16 protein-coding genes are annotated in these 14,398 nt (G+C 54.3%); 4 read left to right on the forward strand and 12 right to left on the reverse strand.

Annotated elements, in window-relative coordinates:
* Positions 1-97: 97 nt before the first annotated feature.
* The 4 genes from ybiJ to ABLV07_RS07080 all read right to left on the reverse strand — a co-directional run bounded on the left by ybiJ (position 98) and on the right by ABLV07_RS07080 (position 2,064).
* Positions 98-358, reverse strand: a complete 261-nt coding sequence (gene ybiJ, locus ABLV07_RS07065) for a DUF1471 family protein YbiJ (protein WP_015367588.1) — start codon at positions 356-358, stop codon at positions 98-100.
* Between the two features lie 284 nt (positions 359-642).
* Positions 643-909 (reverse strand): DksA/TraR family C4-type zinc finger protein, encoded by a 267-nt coding sequence (locus tag ABLV07_RS07070; protein WP_015367587.1) that lies wholly within the window; start codon positions 907-909, stop codon positions 643-645.
* A 119-nt stretch (positions 910-1,028) separates the two neighbouring features.
* Positions 1,029-1,292 carry a YdgH/BhsA/McbA-like domain containing protein gene (locus tag ABLV07_RS07075; protein ID WP_348853474.1) on the reverse strand — a complete coding sequence of 88 codons (264 nt, stop codon included), beginning with the start codon at positions 1,290-1,292 and terminating at the stop codon, positions 1,029-1,031.
* A gap of 157 nt (positions 1,293-1,449) precedes the next feature.
* On the reverse strand, positions 1,450-2,064 hold the full coding sequence (locus tag ABLV07_RS07080) for a flavin reductase family protein (protein WP_045360008.1): 615 nt from the start codon (positions 2,062-2,064) through the stop codon (positions 1,450-1,452).
* Positions 2,065-2,161: 97 nt separating this feature from the next.
* Between ABLV07_RS07080 and rlmF the strand changes: the two genes are divergently transcribed.
* A complete protein-coding gene (gene rlmF, locus ABLV07_RS07085) occupies positions 2,162-3,076 on the forward strand; it encodes a 23S rRNA (adenine(1618)-N(6))-methyltransferase RlmF (RefSeq protein WP_045360006.1) in 915 nt (304 codons plus the stop codon).
* On the opposite strand, the gene ybiO is transcribed toward rlmF, so the two are convergent.
* From ybiO to rhtA, 6 genes are all read right to left on the reverse strand, one after another.
* Positions 3,073-5,271 carry a mechanosensitive channel protein gene (gene ybiO / locus ABLV07_RS07090; protein WP_032714127.1) on the reverse strand — a complete coding sequence of 733 codons (2,199 nt, stop codon included), beginning with the start codon at positions 5,269-5,271 and terminating at the stop codon, positions 3,073-3,075. The genes rlmF and ybiO overlap by 4 nt on opposite strands.
* A 111-nt stretch (positions 5,272-5,382) precedes the next feature.
* A complete protein-coding gene (gene glnQ, locus ABLV07_RS07095; protein ID WP_015367582.1) occupies positions 5,383-6,105 on the reverse strand; it encodes a glutamine ABC transporter ATP-binding protein GlnQ in 723 nt (240 codons plus the stop codon).
* The gene (glnP, locus tag ABLV07_RS07100) at positions 6,102-6,761 is read right to left on the reverse strand and encodes a glutamine ABC transporter permease GlnP (protein WP_015367581.1); all 660 of its coding nucleotides are present in this window, start codon (positions 6,759-6,761) and stop codon (positions 6,102-6,104) included. Before glnP ends, glnQ begins: the two co-directional genes overlap by 4 nt.
* A gap of 125 nt (positions 6,762-6,886) precedes the next feature.
* Positions 6,887-7,633: a glutamine ABC transporter substrate-binding protein GlnH gene (gene glnH, locus ABLV07_RS07105; protein WP_015367580.1), complete on the reverse strand. Its 747-nt coding sequence runs from the start codon at positions 7,631-7,633 to the stop codon at positions 6,887-6,889.
* 390 nt (positions 7,634-8,023) lie between these two features.
* Positions 8,024-8,527: a DNA starvation/stationary phase protection protein Dps gene (gene dps, locus ABLV07_RS07110; RefSeq protein WP_015704821.1), complete on the reverse strand. Its 504-nt coding sequence runs from the start codon at positions 8,525-8,527 to the stop codon at positions 8,024-8,026.
* Positions 8,528-8,765: 238 nt separating this feature from the next.
* Positions 8,766-9,653, reverse strand: coding sequence for a threonine/homoserine exporter RhtA (gene rhtA / locus ABLV07_RS07115; RefSeq protein ID WP_348853472.1), 888 nt, complete (start codon positions 9,651-9,653; stop codon positions 8,766-8,768).
* A gap of 352 nt (positions 9,654-10,005) precedes the next feature.
* Between rhtA and ompX the strand changes: the two genes are divergently transcribed.
* Positions 10,006-10,521: an outer membrane protein OmpX gene (ompX, locus tag ABLV07_RS07120; protein WP_015704823.1), complete on the forward strand. Its 516-nt coding sequence runs from the start codon at positions 10,006-10,008 to the stop codon at positions 10,519-10,521.
* A gap of 69 nt (positions 10,522-10,590) precedes the next feature.
* On the opposite strand, the gene ABLV07_RS07125 is transcribed toward ompX, so the two are convergent.
* Both ABLV07_RS07125 and mntS read right to left on the reverse strand, forming a co-directional pair.
* Positions 10,591-12,168 (reverse strand): phosphoethanolamine transferase, encoded by a 1,578-nt coding sequence (locus ABLV07_RS07125; protein ID WP_032707650.1) that lies wholly within the window; start codon positions 12,166-12,168, stop codon positions 10,591-10,593.
* Positions 12,169-12,436: 268 nt separating this feature from the next.
* A complete protein-coding gene (gene mntS / locus ABLV07_RS07130; protein WP_015367575.1) occupies positions 12,437-12,562 on the reverse strand; it encodes a manganase accumulation protein MntS in 126 nt (41 codons plus the stop codon).
* Positions 12,563-12,748: 186 nt separating this feature from the next.
* Here mntS and mntR point away from each other — a divergent pair, with 186 nt between their 5' ends.
* Together mntR and ABLV07_RS07140 are read left to right on the forward strand one after the other, a co-directional pair.
* Positions 12,749-13,216: a manganese-binding transcriptional regulator MntR gene (gene mntR / locus ABLV07_RS07135; RefSeq protein ID WP_015367574.1), complete on the forward strand. Its 468-nt coding sequence runs from the start codon at positions 12,749-12,751 to the stop codon at positions 13,214-13,216.
* Positions 13,213-14,325, forward strand: a complete 1,113-nt coding sequence (locus ABLV07_RS07140) for an anion transporter (RefSeq protein ID WP_045364606.1) — start codon at positions 13,213-13,215, stop codon at positions 14,323-14,325. The genes mntR and ABLV07_RS07140 overlap by 4 nt, the downstream gene beginning before the upstream one ends.
* Positions 14,326-14,398 lie beyond the last annotated feature (73 nt).

The following is a 14,398-nucleotide window of genomic DNA, read 5'->3' on the forward strand; positions in this document are numbered from 1 at the left end:
CAAAAAAAAGCCCGTCCGGTGGCTCGGACGGGCAAACAAGGGTATTTAAAAGGTCTTTTCAGGGTTAATTCAGTGGCATTTCAGAGTATTGCTGCGATTATTTGTAGATAACCGCGGTACCGCTAACTTTGTTGTTGGTGTTAGCGGAGGTGATGCTGTAGCCGGTTGCGCCAGCGGCATCGGCTTTAGCAGCCAGTTTGGCTTCCAGACCATCCAGTGTTGTTGCGCCTTCAGCGGAAACAACGCCGATTTTATTCATGCTTTCTGCCTGGGCTGGGGTTACCGGCTGAGCGGCGAATGCGCCGAAAGACAGAGCGGAAAGGGCGATAGCAGCGGCAGCGTATTTGATGTTTTTCATAATTAATCTCTCGCAGTGTGTTCTGTAGGGGGACGATGTTCCGTCGATGTGATAAGTATCACGTTTTTTGTCGCGAGATAAAATCGAAGGAAATTCACAGTCTTCATCGAATTTTTTGAATGAATAATAATTTATTGATTATTAATAAATTATTTTACGCTATTGCTGCGCTAGAAGGACAAACTAGTTGCCATGGCAACTAAAGGCACATTTTGCCACTTTTTTCGCCAAAAAACGTGCGTGAAAAGATAGCGCAATCAGCGGTAATGAACGGTAAAGGAAGGTCAGCGAAGCTGGCTGTCTTTGGAACCGCGACGATTATATCCTGAATATGTATTGTTATGTAAATCTTTATCCTGCTGGCACTTCACGCAGTATCTGACCCCGGCGAGCGCCTTGCGCCGCGCTTCCGGAATAGGCTCTCCGCATTCTTCACAAAATTTGTTGCTCTCTCCGCCAGGAAGCTCGCTGCGGGCGCGGGCGACGGCATCGTTTACCGTGCTGTCAATTTGATCCTGGACGGCTCCATCGTTTGCCCAACCTGATGCCATGATGCGATCCTCGTGTTTGCAATCTATAAACAGTATAGAAAATATGGGGGCGAAAAATGCGCAGCCAAGTCCAGGGAGGCGGGATTTCCGGCTGCGTATTCCCGACGAGGGCAGAAGGATTATTTATAAATTATCGCGCTGCCGGCTAATTTGTTGCCGCCGCCAGCGGCGTTTATTCGCCAGGCAATCGCCCCCTGCTGGTGGGCTTTTTGCGCCAGTTGCGCCTGTAAATCGTCGAGGGTGCTGGCGCCGGAGGCGGAAACTGAGCCGGACGGGCGCAGCGGGCCAACGGCCACGGCAGCGGTCTCGGGGTTGGTGGCCTGTGTGGGTGAGGAGAGAAGAGCAAGGGCGATAAAAGCGGGGGCGAGCAGAAAGGTTCTCATGGCTATATCCTCATTAACAGCATGGGACATACCTTAAGTTTAGGTCGTGATGAGCAGAACCACCGGATAAATAATAATGGGCAAACAAGCACTTTACGCGCTTATTGCCGCCGGGCATTCGCCCGCGGCGGCATGTATTATCCTTGCTACGCTAAAGTTAACGAGCGTCCGGGCGGATCATATCGAAGCGCTGGCTTTCATCAATGCTGTAGTAGGCCGTCGGCCCGCCGGCGCGTAAAATCGGCTGCGCTTTCGCGGTTTGATAAATCCCGTCTTCCAGCAGCGACTCATCGATATGCACGGCGACCACTTCACCGAGCACCAGCCAGCTATCGATGGCTTCACCGCTGGCGCGCGTTAACTGAATACACTGCGACAGGCGACATTCGAAGTTGACCGGGCTTTCCGCCACGCGCGGGGCGCGGACGATCCGGCTCGGCGCGGCGGTCAATCCGGCGCGCAGGAATTCATCTTCATGACGTGCAATAGTGGCGGAAGTTTCATTCATCGCTTCGGCGAGTGGCCGGGTAGCCAGATTCCAGACAAATTCTTTTGTTTCAACAATGTTCTGCACGCTGTCTTTCCAGCCGCCGCTGGCGAAACCGATGATCGGTGGCCGATAGTTAAAGCAGTTGAAGAAGCTGTAGGGGGCGAGATTACGTTGCCCTGCGCTATCGAGCGAAGCGATCCAGCCGATGGGGCGCGGCCCGACGATGGCATTCAGCGGGTCGTGCGGCAGGCCGTGGCCTTCGGCAGGTTGATAGAAGTACATAGAGCACCAGAAAGCGAAATAAGAAGATATCCAGACTCCCTTATTTACCGCGCCGCCGTCAACGGGTATCTTACGCGGCTGTTGAAAGGAGATTGCCATGAAAGCCGAAAAGCCGGGGTTGCACCCGCGTAACCGTCATCACCAACGCTATGATTTGCCAGCGCTGTGCCAGACTCATCCCGAGCTGCAAAGCTATATCACCCTGAATCCGGTAGGTGAGCAAACCATTGATTTTGCTAATCCACTGGCGGTGAAGGCGCTGAATAAGGCGCTGCTGGCGCACTTTTACGCGGTAAAACACTGGGATATTCCTGACGGCTTCTTGTGCCCGCCGGTGCCGGGACGCGCGGACTATATCCACCATCTGGCCGACCTGCTGGCGCAGGATAGCGGCGAGATCCCGAAAAATGCCACCATTCTCGATATTGGTACCGGCGCGAACTGCATCTATCCGCTGATTGGCGCACATGAATACGGCTGGCGCTTTACCGGTAGCGAAGTCAACCCGCAGGCCTTTGCCAGCGCCCAGGCGATTATCAACGGCAACCCAGGGCTGACGCGACAAATTCGTCTGCGTCGTCAGAAAGAGGGCCAGGCAATCTTTACCGGCATCATTCATAAGAATGAAACCTATGATGCGACCCTCTGCAACCCGCCGTTCCACGATTCCGCCGCCAGCGCGCGTGCCGGTGGAGAGCGTAAACGCCGTAATCTGGGGCTGGGGGAAGATAGCGTACTGAACTTCGGCGGCCAGCAGCAGGAACTGTGGTGTGAAGGCGGCGAAGTGGCCTTTATTTCGCAGATGATCCGCGAAAGCCAGCAGTTCGGCCGCCAGGTTAAATGGTTTACCTCGCTGGTCTCCCGCGGCGACAATCTGCCGCCGCTGTATCGCCTGCTGACCGAAGTCGGCGCGGTGAAAGTGGTGAAAAAAGAGATGGCGCAGGGGCAGAAACAGAGCCGCTTTATCGCCTGGAGCTTTATGGACGACGCAAAGCGCCGCCGTCCATTTTAAGTCTCTGCCGCCGGGGTTACGTTGCCCGGCGGCGGCAATACCTGCCAGGTTTGTACCGGCGCACGCACGCCGGCGCGATCGAAATGCTGCTTCACCTGGGTATCGAGGGCAAAGCGTACCGCCCACTGCTTCAGCGGCTGCGTCGTAAAGCTGACGCGTAACGTAAACGCGGTATTGCTTAGTCCTACCAGCCCGGCGAACGATGGTTCGCCAATAATCAGCCCGCGGATCTCCTCCTGCGCCATCAGATCGTCGACCGCCGCCTTCAGCGCCTGATTGGCTTTATCCAAATCCTCCTGCCTGTCGACATCATAGTTGGCGACCACCGAACCGATCCCGCGCACAAAGTTGGCGAAGGTGGTTATCGAAGACCAGGGAATAATATGGTACGCCCCGGTATCCTGGCGCACGCCCACCGAGCGGATCGACATCCGTTCCACCGTGCCGGTTAATGGCCCGATGGTCACCAGATCGCCGGTGTTCATCCCGTTTTCAAACTGGATAAAGATGCCGGTAATAATATCTTTGACCAGCGTTTGGGCGCCGAAAGAGATAGCCAATCCTAATGCCCCGGCGCCCGCCAGCAGCGGCGCGATGTTCACCCCCACTTCCGACAATAAGATCATTATCGTAATAGTGGTAATGACCACCGCCAGCGCGTTGCGAAACAGCGTCAGCAGCGTTCTGGCGCGAGCGCTGGGCAGCGGGCGTCCATGAATGTCCGATGACAGGCGGTTCTCAATAAGGCTTGCCAGCAGGGTCCAGCCGACGGCGGAGAAGAACAGGATCAGCGCGATACGAATCAGGACATCCACCGTTTTCTGCCCGGCATCATTGTGAAGCCATTGCTGAAAATCAAATAGACCCCAGGCGCTCAGCAACAGCATCACCGCCACGCATACCGTAAGGATCCGCGCGGCTTTCAGCGAGGCGGAGATCCAGCCGTTGAGCCGTTTTTGCAGCTCCGGGTAGTGGCGTTGGGTTTCTGGCGACAGGGTGATGGTTTTGGCTATCCAGCGTGACAAAATACCGGATACCAGCGCCGCGGCGCCGACGATAGCGAGGCTGCGCAGCGTCGCGCCCATCATAAATTTGAGGCTGTTGCCGGGGTCAAAGAGCGAAAAGAAGAACAGCACGATAAAGTAAGCGCAGGCCAGCCAGTGCCAGACCAGAGCAAAAGCGCGAATAAACAAGCTGAAGAACGGCAGCGAGCGGTCGGCAAGATGGATAAGCCCCTGAGTGATGGCGCGTTTGTTGTGGAAAATCAGATACAACGCCCACACCGTAATGCACAACATTATGATGACGTTGGCCAGCGCGCCAATCTGCACGTTAACCTGGTTGGAGATAATCGGTACCGCCACGATCAGCCCGTAACCAATCAGGCTACTCAGGGCGCTGAGGCGTAAGTTCCAGTAGATTGCGTGTTCGTCGCTGATATTGAAGGGGCGTAAATCGGCAATCCGCGGGCAAAAAATCAATCGCAGAATGGCTTTAAAAAACTCGATCAGCGCGAAGGCGTTAAGAAACAGGCTTTGTTGAAAAGCAATGGTGCGGTTGCCGCCGTTTAAACGATCGCTTAACAGCTGGCCGATAAACAGCGTTAGCGCCAGCAAAAGCAGGTCAATGATAAAAGCGCCAGCAATGGTTGCCGGTAACTGGAGCCAGTTATTGCGCTCACGGTTTTTGTGCCTTCCCCAATGGCCCATTTTGCGGTACAGCGGCAGCGCCGCCAGGCGTACTAACCACCAGAAGGCAAATACCAGCCCGGCCAGCAGCAGGAAGTCGCCAGCGGCATTGCGAAAAGCATCGGCATGGAAAGGCTTATGCGGCGAGCCGGTGATATTGCGCCATAGCTGCGAAAACCGTGACGACAGGCGCTCGCTATACTGGCGGCTAATTTCCGTCACGCTTTCAAGAACGGTTTGCTCGTCTTTGACTTCTGGCGGGGTCAGCGTGGGGGCGGCGGCAGAGGGCTGGGTAGCGGCGGCTTTGCGCAGCTCATCGATTAACTCCTGCCGCGAGTCTGGATTATCCAGCACGTCAGCTAATGCCGCCCAGGCGGCTTTTTTTTGTTCGAGGTCAGGCTCGCTGGCTGTGCTTTTGTCGGTTGTCGCCGCCGGAATGCCGGGCAATGACGCCGCCGACAGCGGTGAAATCCACAGCGCAGCGAGCAACAGTAGGATCCACGGCATGGGCGCCTCCATTGCATCTCAAACTGCTAAGTATAGAAGGGGTCAGAGGAGAAGGAGCGGTGGGATGAATCTGGAAAGCGGCTCTCCCCTTACCGGGGAGAGCCGGGCGCATCAGGCTACGTGCTGTAAAAACTCGCGCAGACGCGGGCTTGGCGGGTTCTTCACCAGAACCTGCGGGTCGCCGTCTTCGGCGATGCGGCCTTTATCGATGAAGATCAGCCGTGATGCCACTTTTTCAGCAAAGCCGATTTCGTGGGTTACGATGACCATCGTCATGCCTTCCTCGGCCAGGTCCTGCATGACTTTCAGCACTTCATGGCGTAGTTCCGGGTCAAGTGCCGAAGTCGGCTCATCAAACAGCATCATTTTCGGTTTCACCGCCAGCGCGCGGGCAATAGCGACGCGCTGCTGCTGGCCGCCGGAGAGTTCGGATGGATAGTGGTGCGCGCGTTCCGCAAGACCCACCTTCGCCAGCAGCTCTTTCGCCAGCGTTTCCGCCGCCGCTTTCGACGCGCCGCGCACGCGCTGCGGGCCGAACATCACGTTCTCCAGCGCCGTCAGGTGCGGGAACAGATAGAACTGCTGGAATACCATTCCGGCTTCCTGGCGAATTAAGCGCTCGTCAACTTTCGGGTCGTTCACCTTCAGGCCATCGACGATAAGATCGCCGCTGGTGATCTCTTCCAGTTTATTGATGCAGCGCAGCAGCGTGGATTTACCGGAGCCGGACGGCCCGATGATCACGACCACTTCGCCTTTATTGATCTTCAGATCGATATCGTGCAGCACTTTAGTCGGGCCAAAGTGTTTGGAAACGTTTTTAAATTCAATCACAGGATTTTCATCCTTCTTTCAAGACGACGCAGAATGAAGCTCAACACCAGGGTGATGATCAGATAAATGACGGCAACGGCGCTCCAGATTTCCAGCGCGCGGAAGTTACCGGCAATAATTTCCTGGCCCTGGCGGGTCAGTTCGGCGACGCCGATAACGATAAACAGCGACGTATCTTTGATACTGATAATCCATTGGTTACCGAGCGGCGGCAGCATACGGCGCAGCGCCAGCGGCAGGATCACGTGGCGGATGGTCTCGCGGCGGGAGAGCCCCAGCGCCAGACCCGCTTCGCGGAAACCTTTATGGATGGACAGCACCGCGCCGCGGGTGATTTCCGCGATATAGGCCCCGGAGTTGATCATGATGGTCACCACCGCGGCGGTGAACGGGTCGATGCGTAAGTCGCTAAACGCCATCGGCAGCGCGAAGTAAATGAACATCACCTGCACCACAATAGGCGTGCCGCGGATGATTTCAATAAATACCAGCGCGATGTGGTTGGCTATCCAGCCGCCGAAACAGCGGGCGAAACCGGCCACCAGACCGATGATAAGGCCGCCAACCAGGCCGAGGACCGAAATCCACAGCGTCATTTTGGCGCCTTCCAGCAAAATAGGAATGGCGGGCCAGATGGCACTCCAGTCAAACTGCATAATGTGTTCCTGTTACTGTTACCGTGTCGAAAGCAGAGAAAGCCTCTGCGAATACGGCGCCGGGCAAAGAGACCCTGGCGCCGTGGAGCCCGCGGCGGATTGGCCGCGGGAAGTCGTCCTGATTATTATTTTGGTTCAGTACCGAACCATTTTTTGTAAATTTCGTTGTAGGTGCCGTTTTCACGCAGCGTTTTCAGCGCGCCGTTCACTTTTTCGCGCAGTTCGTCGCTGCCTTTCGGGAAGGCGATACCGTAGCTTTGCGCTTCCAGCGATTCGCCTACCGCTTTGAACTTGCCCTGACCGGCAGTTTTAATGAAGTACAGGATGTTTGGCGTGTCGTGCAGTACCGCGTCAGCGCGGCCGGTGCCCAGTTCCATATAAGCGTTATCAATGTTCGGGAACTGGCGCAGATCTTTGGTTTTGATGTTGGCTTTCGCATAATCAACGGAGCCGGTGCCGCTCTTCACGGCGACCACTTTGCCGTTCAGATCTTTCACATCTTTAATGTCATTGTTTTTCGCGTTCACCATCACCAGCAGGCCGCTTTTGTAGTAGCCGTCGGAGAAGTCGATTGCTTTTTTACGCTCGTCGGTGATGGTGATCCCCGCCAGCGCCAGATCGATGTTTTTGGTCTGCAGCGCGGGAATGATGCCGCTGAAGTCCATTGGTTTCAGGGTGTAGTCCAGTTTCAGCTCTTTAGCGACCGCGGCCCACAGGTCAATATCGAAGCCGACGTATTTATCACCTTGCTTAAATTCAAACGGAACAAACGCCGTATCGGTGGCGACTACCAGTTTTTTATCTGCGGCGTGAGACGAAACCGCAAAAGCCAGGGTCAGTGCAGCCAGTGACACTTTTAATACAGACTTCATAGTATTTCCTTTTTTATCCACGGGACGAGCCCCTGCGAGAACGTGTAGCCTAATGAAAAAATCGTGCCAGTTTTACAAGCTATTGTTTTTCAACAGGAGCTTTCATATTGCTTGCACAATTTCGGTTACTCGATACAGCAAACGCACCGTGACGGGGCATCATTTTGGTGCAATATAAACGTAGCGAATAACCAGAGCATTTTTAACGCAAACCCTGATGGGAAAACAATCTTGCTGTAACGATTGTGTGAGGTGATTATTACAATTGTTTTACTTTAGTACGTATTGTGTACATACATATGCACCAAAAGAGGGCGAGCTAAGCGATTGCGGGGGGTAGCGTGGGAGAAAAGGAAAAAGCCGCCAGCGGGCGCTGACGGCGGTAGACGTTTATTCGATATTCGCTTCGATGAACCACAGGAATTTATCCAGGTCGCGGGAAGCCGCGGTAAAGATATCGGCGGTGTCTTCATCTTTCGCTTCGCTGATCGCTTTACGCACATCATTGGCCACGATGGCGTAACGGTCCGCCAGCTCTTTCAGGTGTTCCTGAACGGAGTGAATATCCAGCGGGTAGCTTTTCAGCGGGCTTTTGCTGTTGATGACCTGAGTGGTGCCCAGTGCGACGCCGCCCAGTTGAACGGCACGTTCAGCCATCGTATCAAGGTGATCGGTGAGCGCAGTGCGGAAACCATCCAGCATTTCATGGACAGCAATAAAGTTGGCACCGCGCATATTCCAGTGGGCCTGCTTGGTGATCAGAGACAGGTCGATGAACTGGATCACCTGGCGATTCAGCAGCTCAATAGTCGCTTTCTTCTCATTGTCTGCCACATCGTTACGGGTGTAGAGCAGGTTAGACGCTTTAGTTTTAACCAGTTTTGCGGTACTCATAGTTTCATATCCTCTTGATATTGATACTCGTCATACTTCAAATTTGAATTATGTAGAGCGTTTGTCCCAAATGACTTCGGGACTAATTATAGCAAGGGATATCGGGTATGAGGCATCGGCTGTCCATATCAGTTTGATAGCACAGAGTTGTTGGCTATTTAAAAAAACATTTTAATTCAATTTGTTAGCATGAGACGGCTGGCCCGATACCGTCACGGGCCAGTGCGGTAACAAAATCTTAATTTATATCGACTTTCTCGATTTTGCTTTGCCGCTGCATGGTCAGCGTGGAACCCATTGAGGCAACGATAATGGCCCCTAATGCCAGAGTTTGCGTCAGGGTTAGCGTCTCGCCGAGGAACACCATTCCCGACAGCGCCGCCAGAGCCGGCTCCATGCTCATCAGCGTGCCGAAGGTACGGGTGGGCATCCGGGTCAGGGCGATCATTTCCAGCGAATAGGGTAGGGCGGTGGAGAGAATGGCGATGCCAAGCCCCAGCGGCAGCAACGACCATTGCAGCAGCGTATCGCTGGCCTGGACGACGCCGATGGGCACAAAAATTACCGCCGCGATGAGCGAGCCCATGGCCACCGTCGCCGGGCCATGTTCTTCACCCGCGCGCTGGCCGGTAAGAATATAGACCGCCCAGAATGCGCCGGCGCCGAGCGCGAACAGCGCGCCGACTAAATCCACTTTCCCTACGTTTTGCCCAAGCGGCAGCAGGAACCACAGCCCGAGCACCGCCAGCGCCACCCAGACGAAATCAAGCGGGCGGCGTGAACCGAAGAGCGCCACCGCCAGCGGCCCGGTGAACTCCAGCGCGACCGCGACGCCAAGCGGGATCCGCTGAAGCGATAAATAGAAGAGATAGTTCATCGCCCCTAGCGCCACGCCGTAAAAGAACAGCGGTAGCCGCTGCTGCGGGGCAAAGCGCAGTCGCCACGGCTTAAAAATAACGACTAAAATTAAAGTGCCGAGCGTCAGGCGTAGAGCGGTGACTCCCGGTGCGCCAATCAACGGGAAGAGCGATTTCGCCAGAGATGCGCCGCTCTGAATGGAGACCATGGCGATCAAAATAACCAGTATCGGCAACCACGCCGGAACTTTACGGGACGAGCCGGGCATCCTTTCTCCTGTCAGGGTTTGTCAAAAGAGGTAAAGGTTCCAGTGTACTGGAATAACCGCTTAACGGTTTAGCGATTGTTGAAAAAAGAGGGTGGAAAAACAGTACAATGGCGTAAAATGCGTAGGGGAATGCCTTCGCGACTAAGAATAATCTGGATGCACAGCGCTTACGGCTGGTAAACGTTAAGCACTTTTTGCGCGAAAAGTGTTTGATTTCCAGATTGTTACGAAATCGTGGAAACTTTTGCTTACATGAAAAAGTATGTTAGACAATGTAAAGTCAAAAGAGTTTCCCAAAAGTTTTTGATATATTTAAGACTTAGGACTTATTAGAAACACATTTGAGGTGGTTATGAATAAAATTGCACGTCTTTCAGCACTGGCCGTTGTTCTGGCTGCATCCGTAGGTACTACTGCTTTCGCTGCAACTTCTACCGTTACCGGTGGTTACGCTCAGAGCGACATGCAGGGTAAAGCTAACAAAGCAGGCGGTTTCAACCTTAAGTACCGTTACGAGCAAGATAACAACCCGCTGGGCGTTATCGGTTCCTTCACCTACACCGAAAAAGACAACACCAGCAACGGTACTTACAACAAAGGTCAGTACTACGGCATCACCGCTGGTCCGGCTTACCGTCTGAACGACTGGGCGAGCATCTACGGCGTAATCGGTGTTGGCTACGGTAAGTTCCAGAACAACAACTTCCCGAACCACAAATCCGACATGAGCGACTACGGTTTCTCTTACGGCGCTGGTATGCAGTTCAACCCGATCGAAAACGTTGCCCTGGACTTCTCCTACGAGCAGTCTCGCATTCGTAACGTTGACGTCGGCACCTGGATTGCTGGCGTAGGTTACCGCTTCTAATCACTTCGGTGATATAAAAAATCCGCCTCAAGGGGCGGATTTTTTTTGCCTGTGATTCGGCGATACCGTTTAGTTGACGGTAAACTCGTCGCTGCCCAGATGGTTGTAGTCCACCTTCTGTAACTGGAAATTGGTGATATACACCGGTCCGGCTTTCTGTTCCGAGATAAAGCGATAGCGTGGGGTAATTTCCTGTGCGCTGATGCCGGTCCACTGCGAGAAGAAGCTGAGGAAATCATTCGCCGAGCGGCGGGCTTTAATCATCTTATGCGCTTTATCGTCGCTGGAGAGCACCATAAACGGTACCTGGAAGTTCTGCTGATATTTGTCATCATGGGCGAGATACTGCACCGCCTTACCGCGTTCTTTAAATGCCAGACCGTGATCGGAAAAATAGGTGAGCGAGAAAGAGCTGCCGGAATTCTGTAGCTGGCCGTAGAGTTTCGCCAACAGCGCGTCGGTTTGCGTCACGCTGTAGAGATAGCATGAGGTCTCCTTTGACTGCACAAAGGTGGTGTACTTGCCTTTGGTACGATCGCAGGCCTGCGGGTGCGAGCCCATAATATGCAATACGATCAACTGCGGCTGGCTGCGCTCGACTGATAAGACCTGCTCGGTCAGTTTCAGCAGCTGCTCATCCTGCGTATTTTTATTGGCTTCAAAATCACCGTTTTTCAGGAACTGCACCTCATCGGCACGTTTGGCGATGCTGGCGATAGCGGTGTCGTATTCACCAATTTGTCCCTGATTGGAGAACCACCAGGTCTGGAAGCCCGCGCGGTTGGCGAGGGTGACGAAGTTGTCCTGATACTGGGGTTTACCGTCAACCACCCGGTTGAGGGTCAGGCCAAGCGATTTCTGCGTGGAGCCGCTGGCGGCCACGTAGTTTTTAAACAGATAGCCGTTGACCGAGCTGGCGAACGGCGTGTTGTCCCAGTGGCCGCCGAACGCGCCAAGCGCATCGCGGCGCGCGCTCTCGCCAATCACCACGACATAGAGATGGTACTTCGGCTTCACCGCCAGCACGTGCCAGCTATCTTTCATATTAGCCAACTGCGCCATCCGCGCCTGTTCATCCAGCACTTCGTTGTTATTAACGATCACGTCTTTTACGAAGCGCACGGCGGGATAACCGCTATCAATGACTTTAAAGACGCCGCCCCAGGCCAGATTCTGCACAGGTTGCAGGAAGAAGATACCGATGCTAAACAGCAGCCCCAGATATTCCACTTTGCCAAGGCGCGCGGGCGGCTGCGGTTTGCGCCGTACGGCAATGACGCCGAGAGCGAAGATGAATACCGCCAGCAAATAGTTGTACCACGGGAAAATAGTGAGAATTTCCGTCGACTCTTCAACATTCGTGGCGTGCAGCGCCAGCAACGTATTGAAGTTTGGCGCGCCGTACGCCTGGCCGAAGGGATAGTACATCGCGGCCAGCAGGGAATAGAGGCCAACTACCCCTTTTTGTACCCGCGGAAAGGTGCGCCAAAGCAGATGGAGTACGCAGGTAAACGCAACGGTATAGAGCAAGCTAAATTCATACCCAAGCGCCAGATTAATCAACAGCGACTGTAAAAAGTAGAATCCTGTCCACGGGTTCAGGGCCAGTCTGCGGGCGGCCAGCGTTTCTTTCAGAGTGACATTCATAATTCGTAATCAACAAGACGCCATGTTCGTCCCCTGGCATCAAGGGGGTAAAACCTGCTGGACAGTGCGTGAAGAGGGTCTCTGCGAGCCGCAGTAGTGGCAGGGCTGACAAACGATAGGGCCTGCGAATGGTAAGGTCAACTGTTCATAACAGATTGTTTTGCGAGAAAGCTTACAAAACTTGAAAAAAGCGCTGAAGGGCGAGACAACCGGGTAGGTTAACGGGGAAAAATGACAAAAAAATGAAGCGGCGTACCGCGACGCCGCGTTAGTGGTTAGGTTTATCCTGCTGCGGTTTGCCGTTGATCATGTCGCACAGCATGCCGATCAGCATTAAGCGTACTTTAAAGGGTGAATGGCTAAACACGTTTAAGCACCTCTTGAATTCGTTCATGGTTATTCCTCCTGCGTTTTCGCGCCGTCAAATCCGTGATGGCTGTTTGCATTACATACAGATATAGCACAGGCTATATTTTATAGCTATGGCTAAAATGTTATTTTTTTGTGCTCCGGGCGCAATCCATTACAATGTGGATCCTTTTATATGATGCTTGACGCGTCACACCAACGAGGAAGCACAATGAACCGTCGCGCAGGTAAGCCCATAACTAAAAAAGTGACGCAGCTGGTTAATGTCGAAGAACACGTAGAGGGGTTTCGTCAGGTGCGTGAAGCGCATCGTCGCGAGCTGATTGATGACTATGTGGAGCTTATCTCCGATCTGATCAACGAAGTGGGCGAAGCGCGCCAGGTGGATATGGCTGCGCGTCTTGGCGTTTCGCAACCGACGGTGGCGAAAATGCTTAAGCGTCTGGCGAGCGTCGGCTTGATCGAACAGATCCCCTGGCGCGGGATCTTCTTAACCCCGGAAGGGGAAAAGCTGGCCCATGAAAGCCGCGAGCGTCATCAGATAGTGGAAAACTTTCTGCTGGCGATTGGCGTGAGTCCGGAGATTGCCCGCCGCGACGCCGAGGGAATGGAACACCACGTTAGCGAAGAGACGCTGGCGCAATTTAAGCTGTTTACCCAGAGATTACACGCAGAATGAATCTCCCCCTTGTGCAGTCGCTCGCTCGCGACCGTTTCCTGCATCTTTTGTTACTTATCGCCGTTATCCTTAGCCTGTTTGTTCCTTTCGCGCCTCAGCGCTGGGGGCAGGCTATCGACTGGCACACGATCATCACCCTTAGTGGGCTAATGCTGCTGACCAAAGGGATTGAACTGAGCGGTTATTTTGATGTGCTGGGGCGCAAAATGGCGCGCCGTTTCGTCACCGAACGCCAACTGGCCATCTTCATGGTGCTGGCTGCCGCGCTGCTTTCCACTTTTTTGACCAACGACGTCGCGCTGTTCATTGTCGTTCCCCTCACGTTAACACTGAAAAAATGGTGCGCCATCCCGGTGAACCGGCTGATTATTTTTGAAGCACTGGCGGTTAACGCCGGCTCTTTATTAACGCCCATCGGCAATCCGCAGAATATTTTACTGTGGGGCCGCTCCGGGCTATCGTTTCTTGCCTTTATCGGCCAGATGCTGCCGCTGGCGGCGGCGATGATGATCACGCTATTGGTGCTGTGTTGGTTCTGTTTCCCCGCCGCTCGGCTCAATTATCAAAGTAGCGACAAAGCGCCGGAGTGGCGGCCGAGGCTGGTGTGGAGCTGCCTCGCTTTCTACCTTATCTTTCTGGCGGCGCTGGAGATGAAGCAGGAACTCTGGGGACTGTCGCTCATTGCCGTCGGGTTCCTGCTGCTGGCGCGAGCGGTGATTATCAACGTCGACTGGTCGCTGCTGCTGGTGTTTATGGCGATGTTTATCGACGTTCATCTGCTGACGCAGCTGCCGGTGCTGCAGCAGTGGCTGAACGACGTCGGCCAGCTCTCGCATGGCGGGCTATGGCTGACGGCAATTGGCCTGTCGCAGTTTATCAGCAACGTGCCGTCGACTATTTTGCTGCTCAATTACGTGCCGCCAACGATGCTGTTAGCCTGGGCGGTGAACGTCGGCGGCTTTGGACTGCTGCCCGGATCGCTGGCGAACCTGATTGCGCTGCGGATGGCCGGCGACCGCCGGATCTGGTGGCGTTTTCATCTTTATTCCATTCCGCTGCTGATCTGGGCGGCGCTCACTGGTTACGCCATGCTCGCGCTGTGGCGCTGATTTTCAGAGGTTTGGGCAAGAAACGGGCAGGAACACCCCATTCGCGATGACGACGCTCGGGCTATAACTATCT

The sequence above is a fragment of the Klebsiella sp. CN_Kp097 genome, assembly GCF_040064495.1.
GTDB lineage: Bacteria > Pseudomonadota > Gammaproteobacteria > Enterobacterales > Enterobacteriaceae > Klebsiella > Klebsiella aerogenes.